Genomic DNA, 17,207 nt, shown 5'->3' with positions numbered 1-17,207 from the left:
CTGGACGGCCAGCGGCGCGGCGTCGGCGAGCCGTCGCGCGATCGCCGTCGCCTCGTCCAGCAGGTCACCGGCCGGAACGGCCCGCAGCGCCAGCCCGAGCCGTGCCGCCTCGGTCCCGCTGACGCGGTCGCCGGTCATCAGGTAGTACCGGGCCGCGCCGAGCGGCATCGCCAGCGGCCACACCACCGCTCCCCCGTCGCCCGCGACCAGCCCGATCGAGACGTGCGTGTCGGCGAACTGGGCGTCCTCGGCGGCGACCACCACATCGCAGAACAGCGCGATCGTGGCGCCCAGCCCCATCGCGTACCCGTGCACGGCCGCGACGATCGGCTGCGGCACCGACAGGATCGTCTCCAGGATGCGGCGGCCGCGCAGGATCTGGTACACCTGCTGGCCGGCGCTCGGCGCGATCTCGTCCTCGGCGCGCCCGGCCATGTCCTTGACGTCACCACCGGCGCAGAACGCCCGCCCTTCGCCGCGCAGGAGCACCGCCCGCACCGCCGGGTCGTCGGCCACCTCTGCCAGCGCCCTGCCCAGTTCCTCCTCCAGGCCGCCGCCGATCGCGTTCAACCGTTCGGGACGGTTCAGGGCGATGGTGGCCAGCCCGTCGTCCCGGCTCACCAGCAATGTCTTGTACTCGCTCATCGATCCTCCTTGTCAGCGGAAAGGCGGCCTACCACCTCGGCACGGGCCCGCATCCGTCCGGGCGCCGCTACCGCCAGGGCCTGCAGCCGCGTCTCTTCGTCCAGTAGTTCGGCCAGTCCGTGGTTCAGCCCGTAGTCGAGCAGCCGCTTCGTGAGGCCCACCGCGCAGCCGGGGGTGGCGGCCAGCTGGTGGGCGAGCCGGGCGGCGCGCGGCAGCAGCTCGCCGGCGGGCACCACCTCGGAGACGAGTCCCCACGCCAGCGCCTCGGCGGCGGTCAGCCGCCGGCCGGTGGCCAGCCACTCGTAGGCGCGCGCGTAGCCGAGCAACCGCGGCAGGAAGTACGCGCCCCCCGCGTCGGGCACCAGGCCCACGGCGGTGAAGGCCGGGACGAACTTGGCCTCCTCCGAGGCGATCCGCAGGTCGGCCGCCGCGGCGAGGGACAGCCCCGCGCCGGCGGCCGCGCCGTTCACCGCGGCGATCACTGGTTTCTCCAGCGCGGCCATGGCGAGCACGTGCGGGTGGTAGGTGTGCCGCAGCCCGTTGATTCCCGGCCTGGAACGGTCCGCCGGCGCGCGCAGGTCGGCGCCCGCGCAGAACCCCCGTCCGCTCCCGGTGACCACGACCGCCCGGATCTCCGGGTCGGCGGCCTCGTGCCAGGCTTCCGCGAGCGCGTACAGGGTTTCGGCGTCCAGCGCGTTGAGCGATTGGGGGCGGTTGAGCGTCACGGTCAGGACGGGGCCGTCACGGGACGTCAGGACAGTGCTCACAGGCTCTCCCGCCCTCCGAGGATGGCCGTCACCTGGCTGGAGAGCTGGCCGCCGTTGCCATGCGCGAGCGCGATCGTCACGTCAGGCTGCTGTCTGCCGCCCGCCTCGCCCCGGATCTGGCGCGTCGCCTCGATGAGGGGGAAGATGCCGTACATCCCCGGGTGGCAGTACGAAAGGCCGCCGCCGTTGGTGTTGACCGGCAACGCCCCGCCCGGCGCGATCCGCCCGCCCGAGACGAAGTCGCCGCCCTCTCCCTTGGCGCAGAAGCCCAGGTCTTCCAGGAAGAGGATGGTGTTGATGGTGAAGGCGTCGTAGAGCTGCACTACATCGACGTCCCCGGGCCCGAGCTTGGCCATCGCGTACGCGCGGGCCGAGGACTCGGTCGCGGCGGTGACGGTGAGGTCGGGCATCTGGGAGATGGAACGGTGCCGGTGCGCCTCTCCCGCGCCCAGCAGGTAGACGGGCGGGCGGGGCAGGTCCCTGGCGCGCTCGGCACCGGTCACCACGACCGCGCCGCCGCCGTCGGTGACCAGGCAGCAGTCGAGCTTGGACAGCGGGCTGGAGATGACGCGGCTGTCCAGCACGTCCTGGATGGTCAGCGGGTCGCGGACGAATGCCTTGGGGTTGAGCCTCGCCCACCGGCGTGCGGCGACCGCCACCTCGGCGAGGTGGGTGCGGGTGGTGCCGTACTGGTGCATGTGCCGGGCGGCGGCCAGCGCGTAGCCGGTCACCGGCATGCGCGGGCGGTAGGCGGCCTCGTAGGAGGGCAGTTCGGGAGGGCCGGTGGACAGCCGGCCCCGGCCGCTGTCGGACCGCGCGGTGCTGCCATAGGCGATGAGCGCCACCTCGCACGCGCCCGACGCGATCGCCAGCGCCGCGTGGTGCAGATGCGAGACGAACGAGCTGCCGCCGACCATCGTGCCGTCGGTGTACCTGGGCCGGACGCCCAGGTACTCGGCCATGTCGAGCGGCGCCATACCGCGCCCGGCGATGGCGCAGAACAGTCCGTCCACGTCCCGGGTGGACAATCCCGCCTCCGCGAGCGCGGCGGCGGACGCCTGCGCCGCCAACTCGATCGCGTATCTGTCGGGCCCGACCTCGCCGAGGTCGGACTCGGCCACTCCCACGATCGCGGCCGCGCCGCGCAGCTCAGGCCCGCTCATCCTCGTCCTTCCTCGTCGACCGTGAACACGACCCTCGGCCCGGACGGGCCGTCCTGGCCGACCCGGCCCCGCACGCGCGCCCCGATCCGCACGTCCTCGGCGGGGACCTCGACCACCGTGCTCATCACGCGGAACCCCTCGTCCAGGTCGACCAGCACGACGGTGTAGGGCGGCCCCTCACGCGGGGACAGGACGCTGACCGAGTAGACCGTGCCAAGCCCGGCGCTCTGGCTCCAGCTCAGCTCGACGGCCCCGCACACCGGGCAGATCACCCGTGGGTAGAAGACCGCGGCGTGGCAGCGGTCGCATGTCTGGAATGGCACCTCCCCGGCGGCGAGCCGGTCGGTGTACTCCCGGTGCGGCGCGATGCCGGTCATGGCCGCCCTCCCGCGGCCGAGGAGGCGTATACCGCCGTCGCGCCACCGCGGAGGACCAGCCGTGGCGCGTCCCCACCGGCCTCGCTGTGTACCGTCAGCCCGACCTCGACCTCGGTGGCGCCGTCCGGGCCGCTCTCCGAGCGGAGCACCTCGCCGCTGAGCGTGAGCGTGTCACCCGGCCAGACCTGGCCCACGTAGCGGACGCTGAACCTGCGCAGGTTCCCACGCCCGAGCCAGTCGGCGACGTAGCCGCCGAGGATCCCGGCCGTGAGCAGCCCGTGCCCGAACACCGACGGGTAGCCGGCCGCGCGGGCGAAGGTCTCGTCGTGGTGGATCGGGTTGAAGTCCCCACCGGCTCCGGCGTACCGCACGAAGTCCGTACGGGTCAGCGGGCCGACCCGCCGGCCCGGGGCCTTCGGCACCGGTGCCGCGGCGCGCGCCTCGGTCTCCGACTCTGTCACTGCTCCCCCAATTCGATCACCGTGCTGCGCACGCGCATCACGGTCTCCTCACGCTGGTTGACGAACTCGTGCTCGGTGACGATCAGCGTCATCGGACCGCGGCTTCCGCTCTTGTCCAGGACGTCGGCGATGCGCGACCGCACGGTCAGCACGTCGCCGACGACGACGTCGCCCAGGTACTCCCATTCGGCGCCGCCCGCCAGCACCCTCCGCAGGTTCAGCCCGAGCACGTCCTCGCCGTCCCTGACGGCCCAGTGGGCGGTCACGGCGGAGAAGGTCGGCGGCACGGGCAGGTTCGCGTACCCGGCGGACCTCGCCTCCTCGACGTCGAGGTACACCGGGTCCCCGGCCTTGACGGCGAGGGCGAACTCGCGCACCTTGCCGTGCTCGACGGGGAAGCTGTACGGCGGGTAGGCGTGGCCGATCAGAGCGGTGCGGTCAACCATGCCGCACCACGATCAGCGCGTCGGCCGCGAGCACCACGCCGCCGGAGACGCGAAGCGGATTCACGTCGACCTCGGTGACCTCGTCCAGCTCCAGGGCCAGCTCACCGAGGGCCACCATCACCTGGGCCACGGCGTCCTGTTCCGCCTCCGACAGCCCGCGGCCTCCGCTCAGCAACCGGCCGCCGAGCAGCCCGCCGAGCACCGCCCTGGCGGTCGCCGCGTCGAACGGCGGGCGCAGCAGCGCCGCCTCGCTGAGCACCTCGACCAGCACCCCGCCGAGCCCGATCGCGACCATGGGCCCGAAGAGAGGGTCGCGCTGCACCCCGCAGGCCATCTCCAGCCGCGCGGGCGCCATCTGCTGGACCAGGACGCCCTCCACGACCGCGTCCGGCGCACGGACGGCGACCTCGGCGAGCATCTCCTCGTACCCCGCCCGCACCTCGTCGGGGCCCCGCAGGCCGAGCCGGATCGCCCCGGCGTCCGACTTGTGCGGGAGCTGGTAGGACATCACCTTGAGCGCCACCGGGCCGCCGGCGCGCTCCGCCGCCTCGACCGCGCCGTCGGCGCAGGTCACCAGCTCCTCGCGGGTCACCGGCACGCCGTACCGCGCGAGGATGCTCTTGCCGGTCGACTCCAGCAGGGTCGTCTCCCGGCCCGCGGCGGCGATCAGCTCGCGTACGTGCCGCACCCGTCCGGCGTCCGGGACGAACCGCGCCGGGCCGGCGTGCGGCCGGCGGCCGGATTGCCGGACGAGGGCGGCCAGCGCGGTCATCGCCCGGCGCGGGTCGGTGTAGGTGGGCACGCCCGCCGCCTGGAACTGCTCCGACCAGGCGGTCGACAGGACCGCGACCGGCTTTTCCGTGTTCTGGTACATCTCCACGATCGCGTCGTTGGCCGGCCCCGGCCGGGCCCAGGTGACCGCCGACACCAGGTCGGCGGACGGGCTGGCCGCGACCGAGAACAGCACCTTGCGGTACGCGCCCGGCATCGCGGTGGTCTGCGCGGTGGTGTCCACGGGGTTGGCGGTGCTGCCGTAGAACGGCACCGGCATGTCGGCGGCCAGCGCCGCCTGCTCCTGCTCCGGCAGAACGGGGACCGACAGTCCCGCCAGCCCCGCCTCGTCGGCGAGCAGCACGCCCGCCCCTCCGGACGACGTCATGACGATCACGCGGTCGCCCCGGGCGCGCCGGCCGTCCTGGAAGATGGTGCCGAGGTCGAGCAGTTCCTCCATGGTCGAGGCGACGAAGACGCCGTACTGCTCGCACACCGCGTCCAGCACCTGGGCCGAGCCGACGATGGAGGCCGTGTGGCTCATCGCGGCCCGCGCCGCCTCGTCGGAACGGCCCGCCTTCAGCAGGACCAGCGGCTTATCCAGCTCGGCGGCCCGGCGCGCGGTATCCACGAAGACCTCGGGGTCGCGCAAGGTCTCGGCGAAGGACAACAGCACACCCACCTCGGGGCGTTCCACCAGGTGGCGCAGCACGTTCGCCACGTTCACGTCGGCCTCGTTGCCGGTGGAGACGAACCAGCCGAGCCGGAGCCCGGCCAGAACGGCCTTGTTGGTGATGTAGGAGCCGAAGCCGCCGCTCTGCGAGACCAGGGCCACCGGTCCCGGCTGGGGCAGTGGCTCGTCCGCGGTCACCATGAAGTTCGCCATCACGCCGTCGTGGGCGTTCATGTAGCCGATGCAGTTGGGTCCGATGACGCGGATGCCGGTGTCGCGGGACACCTCGGTGAGCCGGTCCTGCAGCGCGCGTCCCTCGGGACCCGCCTCGGCGAAGCCCGAGGTGATGACGGTCGCGCCGCCGATGCCCCGGGCGGCGCACGCGGCGACCACGTCGACCACGGCGGGGGCGGGTACCGCGATCACGGCCATGTCCACGGCTTCCGGCAGGTCGGCGACGGTGCGGAACGCCTGGCGGCCCTGGACCACCTCGTCCTTCGGATGGACCGGGTGGACCTCGCCGGGGAAGGCGCGCAGCAGGTTGGCGAAGACGGTGCCGCCGATGCGCGTCGGGCTGTTGGAGGCGCCGACCATCGCGAGCGAGCGGGGAGAGAGAAGCCGGTCGAACGCCGGCCGGGAGTCGGGCGTGGTCATGAGTTGCCTCCTCGTGGTATGGCCGACGCGCCCAGCTCGCGCAGGACCGAAGCGGTGTGCTCGCCCAGGAGCGGGGCGGGGGCAGGGGTGGGCTCGGTGTAGGCGCTCAGGCGCAGCGGCTGGCGGACGTACCGCGGGCTCGCCCGTCCTGGCATGGACCTGACGACCTGGCGCGAGAGCGCGTGCGGGTCGCGAAGCGCCTCGCCGACGCGGTGGACCGGGCTCGCCGGGATCCCGGCGCGGTCGAAGGCATCCTGCCACCGCGCGCGGGTGCGGGAGGCGAGGACGCGGGCCAGCTCACCGGTGAGCTCCCCGGCCCTCGGCCAGCGCTCGTGCCGGCGCAGTGAAGCGTACCCGGCCAGCCCGGTCACCTCGCACAGCCGGGCCCAGAAGTGGTCCTCGAAGCCGATGCCGAGGCAGATGAGCAGGCCGTCCGCGCAACGGTAGAGCCCGTAGCCCGGTTCGCGGCCCGGCGGGGCCGTGGCGGCGGCCGGCGCGTTGAGCTCCCGCTCGAACCGCAGTGCCAGCAGGGACATCAGCGCCTCGTGGGTGGACAGGTCGACGTACGTGCCGCACCCGGTCGCGCCCCTGCCGACCAGCCCGACCAGGGCGCCGAGCGCGGCGTAAAGCGCGCCGGCCATGGCGCCCGTCTCGGGACCGGGCGGCGGGGGGATCGCCGGCTCCGGCCGGTCGCACAGGGCGTCGAGCGCGCCGGCCGTCGCCTGGTACATCAGCTCGTGCCCGGGCCGGTCACGGTACGGCCCGTCCTGGCCGAAGCCGGAGACCGACACGTACACCAACCCGGGGTGGGCCGCGCTCAGCCTCGGGTAGCCGAGGCCGAACCGTGCCATGCTGCCCGGCCGGTAGGACTCGAAGAGCACGTCCGCCGTACACGCCAGCCGGAACGCCGTCTCCTGGTCCTCCGGAGACTTGAGGTCCAGGGTCACCGAACGCTTGCCGCGGTTCAGCGCCGCGAACATGCCCGGCTGGCTCCGGGCCGGGTCCCCCGTCGCGGGCCGCTCCACCACGATGACGTCCGCGCCTAGGTCGGCGAGGACCATCGTCGCGTAGGGTCCCTGGAAGTTCTGGGCGAAGGTGACCACGCGGACGCCGTCCAGTGGACGGCGTCCCAGGCCGGTGTCCATGGTCAACGGACCATCATCCCGCCGCCGTCCACCGAGATCACCTGGCCGGTGACGAAGCTGGACGCGTCCGAGGCCAGGTACACGAAGGTCGGCGCGATCTCCTCGGGCTCGGCGTGCCGGCGCAGCGGCAGGCGCTTGACCGCGTCGGCGAAGCGCGGATCGGTGCGCACCTTGAGGGTCATCTCGGTCGCGGCCGCCGGGGCCACGGCGTTGACGAGGATGTTGTAGCGGCCGAGCTCGCGCGCCGCGCTCCGCATCATGCCCAGCATCCCGGACTTCGCGGCGGCGTAGTTGATCTGCCCGATGGAGCCGTTCTGCGCGGTCGACGAGGAGGAGAAGATGATCCGTCCCCGCTCCCGCTCCATCATGTCGTGGACCACCGCCTGCAGCCAGTAGAACGAGCCGTGAAGGTGGACCCCGATGACCTGGTCCCACTCCGTTTCGGTCATCTTGTGCAGCATCGCGGGCCGGGTGATCCCGGCGTTGTTCACCAGCACGTCGATCGGGCCGTACGCCGCCTTGACCTCGGCGGCCGCCCGGTCGACCTCGGCGCGGCTCGACACGTCGCAGAGCACCGCGAGCGCCTCCCCGCCCTGACGGCGGATGCCGTCGGCCACCTCCTCGGCGGCGTCGGCCTGAATGTCGGCCACCGCCACCCGTGCGCCCTCCCGGGCGTACGCCTCGGCGACCGCGCGGCCGATGCCCTGAGCGGCGCCGGTCACCACGGCGACCTTGTCCTTCATCTGCATCCTGTCTGCTCCTGCTCTCACACGTTGCCTGTGGTCAGCCGCTCGTCCGACCGGCCGAGATACACCTCGCGGATCACCGCGCCGTCGTTGAAATCGGATTTGGCGCCCGCCGCGACGATCCGCCCGTTCTCCATCACCGCCACGTCGTCGGCTATCTCCAGCGCGTGCTCGATGCGCTGCTCGACGAGGAGGATGGACAGCCCTTCGTCGCGCAGCGCCGAGACCATCGCGAGGACCTCGTTGACGATGGCGGGGGCCAGGCCGGCGGAGGGCTCGTCGAGCATCAGCAGCTTCGGGCCCGGCATCAGCGCCTGGCCGATGGCGAGCATCTGCTGCTGACCGCCCGAGAGGCTCCCCGCCGGCACGCGCCGCCGCTCCCTCAGCAGCGGGAAGCGCTGGTACGCCTGCTCAAGCGCCTCCCGCCTGGCCGGGCTGCGCAGCCCGCGCCCGGGAAGCAGGTACCCGCCGAGGAGCAGGTTCTCCTCGACGCTCCTGCCGTGGAAGACCCGCTTGTTCTCCTGGACAAGGGCCAGCCCGGCGCGTATCCGCCGGTGTGCTCGCGCACCGCTGATGTCCTTCCCGTCCAGCTCGACCTTCCCCTGGCCGACGTTCGGCAGCAGTCCGGCGATCGCGCAGAGAAGCGAGGTCTTCCCGGCGCCGTTGCGCCCGAGAACCACGGTGATCTTCCCGGCGCGGACCGCCGCGTCCACGCCCCACAGGACGCGCAGGTCTCCGTACCCACCGGTGATCCCGACGGCGGACAACATCACTGGGCTCCCTTCGGTGCCGCGGACCGGCCGGCCGGCTCGGGTTCTGGGTTCTCGGCCGGGGACTCGTGGTCCGTCGCGCCGGTGTACTCGGCGAGCACCCGGCGATCCGCCTGGATCTCCGCCGAGGTGCCGGAGGCGATGAGCGCGCCCTGGCTGAGTACGTGGATGCGGTCGGCCAGCTTGAGCACCAGCGGGAAGTTGTGCTCGACGAGGATCACGGTGCCGCCGGCCTGCCGGATCTTCTCGATCGCCCGTTCCAGCACCACCAGGTCGCTCTCGTCGAGCCCGGAGCCCACCTCGTCGAAGAGGAAGACCCTCGGCCCAGAGGCGAGCGCGCGCGCCACCTCGACCAGCCGGCGGGTGCCCAGTGCCAGCGAGTCGACCGGACGGCCGGCGACGTCCTCGATCCCCAGCCACCGCAGCAGCCTGAGCGCCTCGGCGTTGTCCGCCGCGTACCCCCGGCGGAACACCGGGAGCCTCAGCACCGCGGCGGCGATCCCCACGCGGTGGGTCACGTACCGGCCGGTGGCGACGAAGGCCAGCGTGCTCATGTGCTTGGGGATCAGCGGGGTCTGGAAGGTGCGGGTCACCCCGAGCCGTGCGATCCGGTACGGCGGCCGGCCGCCGATCTGCTCGTCGTCGAGCACCAGCGACCCGCCCGAGGGCTTGTAGAAACCGCTGATGAGGTTGAGCAGGGTGGTCTTGCCGGAGCCGTTCGGCCCGATCAGGGCCGTCACCTCTCCGGGGTGGGCCTCGATCGAGACGTCCCGCAGCGCCTTGTTGCCGCCGAAGGACTTGCTCAGCCCCTCGGTCCGCAGCACGGCGCCGTTCAGGCGGTCGAGCCCGGCGCTCGCGGAGGCGCCGGCCGCCGGGTCGTGTCCGTGCCTGGCGGTGATGGTGGCGGAGGCGGACGGGAGCGTGGGCAACCAGCCGCGCCGCCGCGCCGCAGCCAGCCCGTCGTGGGCGATGCCCGCGAGCCCGCGGTTGAAGATGACGCCCGCCAGCAGCAGGAACGCTCCATAGATCACCAGTTGCCAGTCCTGGAACTGGGTGAAGGTCTGCTGGCCAAGCTGCATCACCGCCGCGCCCGCGATCGCGCCGTAGACGGACGTCGAACCGCCCACCACCGAGGCGGCGAGCACGCTCAGCGCCAGCGCGAAGGTAAAGGTCTCCGGGGCGATGAACCCGTCGATCATCGCGAACAGCGCTCCCGCCAGGGCGGCCGGGATCGCGCCGATGACGTAGGCGAGCAGCTTCAGCCGGTAGACCGAGACGCCGAGGACCGAGGCGAGGATCGGGCTCTGCCGCAGCACGAGGAAGATGTCGCCGTGCCGGGAGAGCAGCAGGTTGCGGGCCATGGCGAACCACCCCGCGGTGACCAGCAGGATCAGCACGTACAGCCGGTTACCGGTGATCTCCAGGCCGAACAGTGTCGGGACCGCGGCGGCCAGGCCGAGCGTGCCCCCGGTGAAGGAGTGCAGGATGTCGACCAGGTTCGGGATCAGCGTGACGAGGAAGAAGGTCACCATCGCCAGTGCCCAGCCGCCCAGCCGCAGGCCGGGTATCCCGGTCACCAGCCCGACCACGACCGCGGCGGCCGTCGCCGCCCCGAGCGCCAGAAGCACGTTGGTCGCGCCGAACTCGACGCCCAGGTAGGCGGCGACGTAGGCGCCGACCGCGTAGAGCGCCACCTGGCCGACGGCCAGCTCCCCGGCGTAGCCGAGGACGACGTTCAGGCCGCTGACGAGCAGGCTCAGGATCGCGATCAGCATCACCGTGCGCGACCAGTAGGCGTTGATCAGGCCCACCCCTGGCGCCGCCATGAGCAGCGCCACGAGCAGTACGGCGATCAGCGGGCGATACCGGTGGATGAGTGCGGTCATGGCTACACCCGCCGTTCGAGCGCGGAGCCGAAGAGCCCGCGCGGTCGCAGAAAGAGGATCAGCAGGAACACCCCGAAGATCACGAGTTGCGGGTACGCCGCGCCGATGTAGCGCGCGGCGAACGCGTAGATCAGCCCGGTGGCGAAGCCGCCGATCAGCCCGCCGAGCTGGCTGCCCGAACCGCCGATCGCGATCGCCACGAAGCCGAAGAGGGACAGCGCGTGGCCGAGGTCGAAGGTCGCGTAGGTGCGCGCCCCGACCAGCAGCCCGAACGCTCCGGCGATCACCCCGGCCAGGACGAACGCCCCGACGCCGAGCAGTCGTACGTTGATGCCGCGGGCCGAGGCCGCCTGCCGGTCTTCGGCCGAGGCGAGCGAGGCGAGGCCGAGCAGGGAGTACCGCGACCACAGGTGCAGCCCGACGCCGAGCAGCAGGGTGAGCGCGATCAGCACCAGGTCGACCGGGCGGACCGTGCCACCGAGCAGCTCCAGCGGCCGGTCAGGGAGGCCCGAGGGCACGGTCAGGGGCTGGCGGCCCCAGATCGCCGCGGCCAGGCCGTCCAGGATCGTCGCGGCGCCGACCGTGGTGATCAGCGCGCCGTGCGCGTCCGAGCGGCCCAGCAGCGGCCGGATCGCGATCCGCTCCTCCAGCAGCGCCACCACCCCCACACCGGCGGCGGCGAACAGGACGGTCACCACCACGGGGAGGCCGAATGTGACCGCGCCGGCGTAGGCCAGGAAGGTGCCGACCATCAGGAGCTGCGCGTGCGCGAAGTTGAACGTGCCGGAGGCGAGCAGCACCACGTTGTACCCGATCGCGATCAGCGAGTAGATCGCGCCCGTCGCCAGCCCGGCCCAAACCGTCGTCACGGCCGCCTCACGCCTTTTCCGGTGCGTAGAAGCCGTCACTGTTGTAGGTGCCGGGCGGCACGTACTGGAAGGTGTCGGCGCCGGCGGTCGGGAAGTGGTCGGTCGGCGAGAAGCTGTACTTCAGGTACTGGCCGTTCGGGCCCGCGTAGTACCACAGCGGCGCGCCGGTCGGCGCGGGCAGGTGCTCCAGCGTCTCCTTGACCTTGGCCGAGTCGTCGGACTTGGCCTCGCGCGCGGCGTACACGACGACGGCGAGCGCGTCGTGCCCGGTCGAGTAGAGGCCCCAGCCCGTGCTGGAGATGCCGTCGGCCACCGGACCGGACTTGATCTTCTGGATGAAGCCGGCCAGGCCAGGGTGCTGCTCGGCGGAGGACAAGGTGGCCGAGGAGACGACCACGTTGACGTTCTTGAGCTGCTCCGCTTCGAGGTTCTTCAGGTAGGGGAAGCCGGAGGCGAGCTGGTCGCAGTAGGCGGGGATGTCCCAGCCGATCTGGGCCCGGCTGCGCATGACGTAGAGCGCGGCGGTGCCGTACCCGTTGAGCAGGAGCGCGTCAGGGTTCTGCGCCTTGAGCTGGTTGAGCTGCGAGCTCATGTCCAGCGCGGTCGCCTCGTAGCGGGCCTCGACGAACTGCATCCCCGCGCCCTGGACGGCGCTCTTGTAGATCTCCGCCGAGCTCTGGCCCGTGGCGTCGTTGGAGTAGAGCATGGCGATCTTCTTGTAGCCCTTGGACTTCGCGATCGAGATCAGCGCGGGCACGTAGTCCTTGCCGGGCGAGGAGACGCCGAAGTGGTAGGGGAACTTGGCCGGGTCGTTGAGCAGCATGCTGACGGTGCCGCCGACGGACATGATCTTCTGCCGGGTCAGGATGGGCAGCAGTGAGAGCGAGACCGCGCTCGAACTGCCCGGGTAGACCAGGTCCGGCTTCTTTCCCGAGGACAGGCGCTGCTGCAGGAGGCTGACCGCCTTGGTCGGGTCGTTCTGGTCGTTGGCCGTCTCGACCACGATCTTGCGGCCGTTGACGCCGCCGGAGGCGTTGAACTCCTCCGCGGCGAGCTTGACGCCGGCGTCGATGCTCTTGGTGTTGGTGGAGACGGGACCGGAGTAGTCGCCGGTCAGGTAGACGATGTAGGGCTCAGCGCCTCCGTCGGCGCCGGCGTCACCGGAGCCTGAGCACGCGGTGAGCGAAAGCGTCAGCAGCGCGCTGATCGATATCATCGCGAGGCGGGTGGGTCGTGGGCTCATTGCGGCCTCCTCAGCCAGGGAAACCCGGCGGCTGAATCATGTTCAGGAGGTAGTACAGGGGGATGTGGTGCGGTGATCGGTGAGATCGCCCACGGGCGAACGGCCGCGGTGAAGATCACTCGAAGGGGCGCCGCTTTCGGGACACGCGGCGGCGTCCTCCGGGCACGCCGAGGCAGGACGTTGTTGTTGGATCAGCGTCTGAAGGGGTTCAGGGTTCTACTCGGAGAGGGCACTCCCCGGTGAACCTGACGTCGGCCGGCGAAGCCGGTGGGGTGAACGGCGTCCCGGCGGAACCGGCGCACTCGATCGGAGGCGCTCAGCGCGGCAGGTCGAGCATCCGGGCGATGATGTTCTTCTGGATCTGCGCCGACCCGCCGTACACGCTGACCGGCCGGGAGGTGAAGTACGAGCTGAGCCACCCGTCCGCGACGCCCGTCAGCTCGTCGGCGCCGAGGATGTCCATGGCCAGATGCTGCAACGACTGCTCGGCTTCGGCCCACAGCAGCTTGGCCACCGAGCCCTCCGGGCCGGGAGGACGTCCGGATACCCGGAGCGACAACTGCTCCATGCAGTTGAGGCGCAGCACCTCGCCGCGCACGTACGCGCGGGCGAGCGCCTTGCGCGTCTCCGGCTGCTCCAGCAACCCGCGCTCGGCCGCGAGCCGCTCCACCTTGCGCAGGGTGCGCCGATAGTTGGCGATGAAGCCGATGTCGGCGGGGCCGCGCTCGTAGGCGACCGTGGTCATCGCGATCCGCCAGCCCTCGCCGGGGGCGCCGAGCCGCTGCTCCACCGGGATCCGCACGTCGTCCCAGAAGACCTCGGCGGTCTCCGCCTCTCCGCTGGCGATGACGATGGGCCGTACGGTGACGCCGGGCTCCTTCATCGAGACCAGGAAGGCGGAGATGCCTTTGTGCTTGGGCACGCTGGGATCGGTGCGGGCCAGCAGCAGGCACCAGTCGGCGTGCTGGCCGCCGCTGGTCCACATCTTCTGGCCGTTCACCACATAGTGGTCACCGTCCAGCCGTGCCAAGGTGCGCAGCGCGGCGAGGTCGGAACCGGCCTCCGGCTCGCTGAAGCCCTGACACCATGACATCTCGCCGGACAGCAGAGGGGGCAGGAAACGCTTCTTCTGCTCCTCGGAGGCGTAGGTGAAGATGGCCCGGCCGATGTATCCGACCGAGGGCAGGGGCGGGGCGCCCAGGTTGCCCGACTCCTCGTTGAGTATCGCGTCGTAGACCGGGCTCAGCCCACGCCCGCCGTACTCCACCGGCCAGCTCAGCCCGACGTAGCCGGCCTGGTAGAGGGTGCGGTGCCAGGACTTGCGCAGCCGTACGGCCTCCTCCTCGTCCTCGATCTTGTCCCAGCCCGCCGGGATGTTCTCGGTCAGCCAGCGGCGCAGGACCGCGCGGAACTCCGCCTCCTCGGGGGTGTCTCGGTAGTCCATGGTCACTCTCCCGTCAGTCGGACGTCGGCGATGAGAAGCAGTTGGGCGCCCTCGTCGCCGAACAACTGGCGATCCATCAGCGCGCGGCGGGTGTGCACGTGCGCGATGTGCTCGTAGGTCTGGCCGATGCCGCCGAACACCTGCATGACCGTCTCGGTGACGTCACGCGCGACGGCGGCGCACTGCGCCTTCGCGGTACGCGCGGCCAGCAGCGCCTCCGCCGGGTCGAGCGCGTCCACCGCCCACGCGGCGTAGTTCGTGGCGCTCGCCACGGACTCCGCGCTCACGTACGCCTCCGCGCACATGTGCTGGACCGCCTGGAAGGAGCCGATCGGCGCCCCGTACTGCACCCGTTCCTTGGCGTAGCCGACGGCCCGCTCCACCGCGGCGCGCATGACACCGGCCGCGTCGGCGCAGATCGCGGTGAGGGTGAGCGCCTCCCACCGGAGCAGGTCCTCGGGGGCCAGCGGGTCGCCCACGGTCGTCAGGCGTCCCGGGTCGATCGGGCCGTCCGAGCGGACCAGCGAACGGGTGAGATCGGCGCTCGCCACCGGGACGAATCCGGCGTCCAAGGAGATCCGTACCACCCGCGTGCCCGCGGAGGAGTCCGCCAGGGCCAGCACCGTGTCCGCGCCGTCGACGTCCCAGCCGTATCCCGAGCCGCCTTCCGGCGAGCGGACCAGGCCGGACAGGTCACTGTTCAGCAGGACCCCGGCCCGGGTCGTGCCCTCGGCCAGCTTCTCGGCCTCGTCATGCGCGCCGGCCAGGGCCAGCAGCTCCGTGGCGAGAACGGCCGAACCGAGATAGGGGGCAGGGACCAGCCCGGCGCCCAGCGCCTCGGCCACCACGGCGACCTCGACCCCGGAGCCAACCGGCAGCCCGTCACCGTCCCGTGTGCGCAGCGCCAGCAGGCCCGACTGGGCCAGCGCCCGCCAGGCCGCGGCCCGGTCCCGGGTGGTCAGGTCGCCCGGGTTCGCCAGACCGGCGGAACCGGCGATCTGGCGGACCACCTCTTTGAGCATCTGCTGCTCGTCACTGAGCAGAGCGAGCACAATCGCACCTCCTGTCCCCCCACTTGACCGTCATGGACTGAATGTAATTCAAGTGATGTCTAGCACGCGGCCGAGAACGGCGTCAACGGAAACAGGCCCGTCACATTGGCGCAACAGAGTCGTCATCCGTCCGCGCGATGGTCGACCGCCTTTCTAGCAGCGTGTTCAGCTGAATCCCGGGCCAGAGGCCCCACCCGCAGGATCAGGTACACCCGATCTGCCCGCTGCTCTTGCCATAGTGAATGGCATTCAGATAGGACTTTCGGCAACCGCCGGGCCGATCAGAGGAGGACCTTGTGCTCGTGGTAGCGATGGCCGGACTGGCCATGACCGTGGCCGGGGTGATCGTGGCCGGCCTGCGCGCCCGGTTTCTTCACCGGCTCGCGACCAGCGGGCAGCCCGCGCCCGAACGGATCGAATACGCCAGATCCCACCTCGGCGCCGAGATCCGGGCCCAGCTCGTCGAGGTGTTCGGGCAGAAGAAGCTGCTGAAGTGGACACCGTCGGGCGTCGCCCACTTCTTCGTCATGTGGGCGTTCTTCATCCTGGCGACGGTCTACCTGGAGGCCTACGGGGCGCTGATCCAGGGGGCGGTCACCGGCAGGCCGGACTTCCACATCCCGCTGATCGGGACGTGGCCGGTCCTCGGGTTCCTCCAGGACCTCATCGCCATGGCGGCGCTCGCCGGGCTGGTCGCGTTCGCGGTGATCCGGCTGAGGAACTCGCCGAAGAGACGGGGACGCGGGTCGAGGTTCTCCGGCTCGCACCTGGGTGGTGCGTGGCTGATCCTGTTCATGATCTTCAACGTGATCTGGTCGATGTTCCTGTTCCGTGGCGCCGCGATGAACACGGGCAATCTCCCGTACGCGTCGGGTGCGTTCGCCTCCGAGCTGACCGCCGGCTTCCTCCCGGAAAGCGAGGTGCTGGAGAAGGTCGGTCTGCTGCTGCACATCGGTGTCATGCTGGTGTTCCTGGTGATCGTGGTGAACTCCAAGCACCTGCACATCTTCACGGCGCCGCTGAACGTCATGTTCTCCCGCCGCCCCGACGGCCTGGGCGCGGTGCCCGAGATGCGCAGCAACGGCAAGGTGCTCGACTTCGAGGAGGCCGACCCCGACACCGACGTCTTCGGCCGGGGCAAGATCGAGGACACCACCTGGAAGGGGTTCCTGGACTTCTACACCTGCACCGAGTGCGGCCGGTGCCAGTCGCAGTGCCCGGCGTGGAACACCGACAAGCCGCTGTCGCCCAAGATGCTCATCCTGGACCAGCGTGACCACGCGTTCGCGATCGCGCCGTACCTGCTGGCCAGTGAGGAAGAGCGGGCGAACCTCCCCGAGGACGTGCTGGCCCTTGCGGGCAAGCCGCTGGTCGGCGAGGAGGGTGTGATCCACCCCGACGTGCTGTGGTCGTGCACCAACTGCGGCGCGTGCGTCGAGCAGTGCCCGGTCGACATCGAGCACATCGACCACATCATCGACATGCGCCGCTACCAGGTGATGATCGAGTCGAACTTCCCCTCCGAAGCGGGCGTCATGCTCAAGAACCTGGAGAACAAGGGCAACCCGTGGGGGGTGTCGGAGAGCAAGCGGGCCGAGTGGATCGAGGAGCTGGCCTCCCGGCCTGTCGACCCGATCGAGGTCCTGGTCATCGACGAGAAGGTCCCCGACGACCTTGAGTACCTGTTCTGGGTCGGCTGCGCCGGCGCCCTGGAGGACCGCGCCAAGAAGACCACCAAGGCCGTCGCCGAGCTGCTCCACATCGCCGGGGTGAAGTTCGGGGTGCTCGGCCCGATGGAGGCGTGCACCGGTGACCCGGCGCGCCGCCTGGGCATGGAGTTCTTGTTCAACATGCTCGCCCAGCAGAACATCGAGACCCTGAACGAGGCCGGGGTCAAGAAGATCGTGGCCACCTGCCCGCACTGCTTCAACACCCTGGCCAACGAGTATCCGCAGCTCGGCGGCATGTTCGAGGTGGTACACCACACCCAGCTGCTGGCCCACCTGGTGGAGGAGAACAAGCTCACCCCGATCACCCCGATCGAGGAGAAGATCACCTACCACGACCCGTGCTTCCTGGGCCGCCACAACAAGGT

The 17,207-nt window shown here is 71.2% G+C and carries 16 protein-coding genes; 1 reads left to right on the top strand and 15 read right to left on the bottom strand.

The genetic code is table 11. The features are described from left to right. The 15 genes from AB0B89_RS27020 to AB0B89_RS26950 all read right to left on the bottom strand — a co-directional run. A partial coding sequence (locus tag AB0B89_RS27020) for an enoyl-CoA hydratase/isomerase family protein (protein ID WP_358558430.1) occupies nt 1-645 on the bottom strand: 645 nt, incomplete at its 3' end. After that, nucleotides 642-1,412: an enoyl-CoA hydratase-related protein gene (locus AB0B89_RS27015; RefSeq protein WP_358558428.1), complete on the bottom strand. Its 771-nt coding sequence runs from the start codon at nt 1,410-1,412 to the stop codon at nt 642-644. The genes AB0B89_RS27020 and AB0B89_RS27015, both read right to left, overlap by 4 nt. Then, the gene (locus AB0B89_RS27010; RefSeq protein ID WP_358558426.1) at nt 1,409-2,575 is read right to left on the bottom strand and encodes an acetyl-CoA acetyltransferase; all 1,167 of its coding nucleotides are present in this window, start codon (nt 2,573-2,575) and stop codon (nt 1,409-1,411) included. Before AB0B89_RS27010 ends, AB0B89_RS27015 begins: the two co-directional genes overlap by 4 nt. Next, complete coding sequence (locus AB0B89_RS27005; protein WP_358558424.1) at nt 2,572-2,952, bottom strand: OB-fold domain-containing protein; 381 nt, start codon at nt 2,950-2,952, stop codon at nt 2,572-2,574. Before AB0B89_RS27005 ends, AB0B89_RS27010 begins: the two co-directional genes overlap by 4 nt. After that, nucleotides 2,949-3,413 (bottom strand): MaoC/PaaZ C-terminal domain-containing protein, encoded by a 465-nt coding sequence (locus tag AB0B89_RS27000; RefSeq protein ID WP_358558422.1) that lies wholly within the window; start codon nt 3,411-3,413, stop codon nt 2,949-2,951. Before AB0B89_RS27000 ends, AB0B89_RS27005 begins: the two co-directional genes overlap by 4 nt. Further along, a complete protein-coding gene (locus AB0B89_RS26995) occupies nt 3,410-3,859 on the bottom strand; it encodes a MaoC family dehydratase N-terminal domain-containing protein (RefSeq protein ID WP_358558420.1) in 450 nt (149 codons plus the stop codon). Before AB0B89_RS26995 ends, AB0B89_RS27000 begins: the two co-directional genes overlap by 4 nt. Next, a complete protein-coding gene (locus AB0B89_RS26990; RefSeq protein ID WP_358558418.1) occupies nt 3,852-5,957 on the bottom strand; it encodes an acetate--CoA ligase family protein in 2,106 nt (701 codons plus the stop codon). The genes AB0B89_RS26995 and AB0B89_RS26990 overlap by 8 nt, the downstream gene beginning before the upstream one ends. Then, on the bottom strand, nt 5,954-7,102 hold the full coding sequence (locus tag AB0B89_RS26985; protein ID WP_358558434.1) for a CaiB/BaiF CoA-transferase family protein: 1,149 nt from the start codon (nt 7,100-7,102) through the stop codon (nt 5,954-5,956). The genes AB0B89_RS26990 and AB0B89_RS26985 overlap by 4 nt, the downstream gene beginning before the upstream one ends. A 2-nt stretch (nt 7,103-7,104) precedes the next feature. Further along, nucleotides 7,105-7,851, bottom strand: a complete 747-nt coding sequence (fabG, locus tag AB0B89_RS26980) for a 3-oxoacyl-ACP reductase FabG (RefSeq protein ID WP_358558417.1) — start codon at nt 7,849-7,851, stop codon at nt 7,105-7,107. A gap of 17 nt (nt 7,852-7,868) precedes the next feature. Beyond that, nucleotides 7,869-8,618, bottom strand: coding sequence for an ABC transporter ATP-binding protein (locus AB0B89_RS26975; RefSeq protein WP_358558415.1), 750 nt, complete (start codon nt 8,616-8,618; stop codon nt 7,869-7,871). Beyond that, a complete protein-coding gene (locus tag AB0B89_RS26970; protein WP_358558413.1) occupies nt 8,618-10,504 on the bottom strand; it encodes a branched-chain amino acid ABC transporter ATP-binding protein/permease in 1,887 nt (628 codons plus the stop codon). The genes AB0B89_RS26975 and AB0B89_RS26970 overlap by 1 nt, the downstream gene beginning before the upstream one ends. Nucleotides 10,505-10,506: 2 nt before the next feature. Further along, entirely contained in the window at nt 10,507-11,373 is an 867-nt protein-coding gene (locus AB0B89_RS26965) for a branched-chain amino acid ABC transporter permease (protein WP_358558411.1), read from the bottom strand. Nucleotides 11,374-11,380: 7 nt separating this feature from the next. Further along, nucleotides 11,381-12,616 (bottom strand): ABC transporter substrate-binding protein, encoded by a 1,236-nt coding sequence (locus tag AB0B89_RS26960; protein ID WP_358558409.1) that lies wholly within the window; start codon nt 12,614-12,616, stop codon nt 11,381-11,383. 316 nt (nt 12,617-12,932) lie between these two features. Further along, entirely contained in the window at nt 12,933-14,060 is a 1,128-nt protein-coding gene (locus AB0B89_RS26955; protein WP_358558407.1) for an acyl-CoA dehydrogenase family protein, read from the bottom strand. 2 nt (nt 14,061-14,062) lie between these two features. Then, on the bottom strand, nt 14,063-15,112 hold the full coding sequence (locus AB0B89_RS26950) for an acyl-CoA dehydrogenase (protein ID WP_358558405.1): 1,050 nt from the start codon (nt 15,110-15,112) through the stop codon (nt 14,063-14,065). A gap of 311 nt (nt 15,113-15,423) precedes the next feature. Here AB0B89_RS26950 and AB0B89_RS26945 point away from each other — a divergent pair. Then, the coding region (locus tag AB0B89_RS26945; protein WP_358558432.1) for a heterodisulfide reductase-related iron-sulfur binding cluster at nt 15,424-17,207 on the top strand (1,784 nt) is incomplete at its 3' end.

This window comes from Sphaerisporangium sp. NPDC049002, assembly GCF_040649355.1.
GTDB lineage: Bacteria > Actinomycetota > Actinomycetes > Streptosporangiales > Streptosporangiaceae > Sphaerisporangium.
The sequence above is the reverse complement of the archived record's forward strand: the minus strand, read 5'-3'. Positions and strand labels throughout refer to the sequence as shown.

What these genes read in the sequence shown, in the direction of transcription:
- AB0B89_RS26955 (WP_358558407.1), bottom strand. Translation starts at nt 14,060, where the DNA reads ATGGACTACCGAGACACCCCCGAGGAGGCGGAGTTCCGCGCGGTCCTG.
- AB0B89_RS26985 (WP_358558434.1), bottom strand. Translation starts at nt 7,102, where the DNA reads ATGGACACCGGCCTGGGACGCCGTCCACTGGACGGCGTCCGCGTGGTC.
- AB0B89_RS26995 (WP_358558420.1), bottom strand. Translation starts at nt 3,859, where the DNA reads ATGGTTGACCGCACCGCTCTGATCGGCCACGCCTACCCGCCGTACAGC.
- AB0B89_RS26975 (WP_358558415.1), bottom strand. Translation starts at nt 8,618, where the DNA reads ATGTTGTCCGCCGTCGGGATCACCGGTGGGTACGGAGACCTGCGCGTC.
- AB0B89_RS27005 (WP_358558424.1), bottom strand. Translation starts at nt 2,952, where the DNA reads ATGACCGGCATCGCGCCGCACCGGGAGTACACCGACCGGCTCGCCGCC.
- AB0B89_RS27010 (WP_358558426.1), bottom strand. Translation starts at nt 2,575, where the DNA reads ATGAGCGGGCCTGAGCTGCGCGGCGCGGCCGCGATCGTGGGAGTGGCC.
- AB0B89_RS26990 (WP_358558418.1), bottom strand. Translation starts at nt 5,957, where the DNA reads ATGACCACGCCCGACTCCCGGCCGGCGTTCGACCGGCTTCTCTCTCCC.
- AB0B89_RS26960 (WP_358558409.1), bottom strand. Translation starts at nt 12,616, where the DNA reads ATGAGCCCACGACCCACCCGCCTCGCGATGATATCGATCAGCGCGCTG.
- fabG (WP_358558417.1), bottom strand. Translation starts at nt 7,851, where the DNA reads ATGCAGATGAAGGACAAGGTCGCCGTGGTGACCGGCGCCGCTCAGGGC.
- AB0B89_RS26970 (WP_358558413.1), bottom strand. Translation starts at nt 10,504, where the DNA reads ATGACCGCACTCATCCACCGGTATCGCCCGCTGATCGCCGTACTGCTC.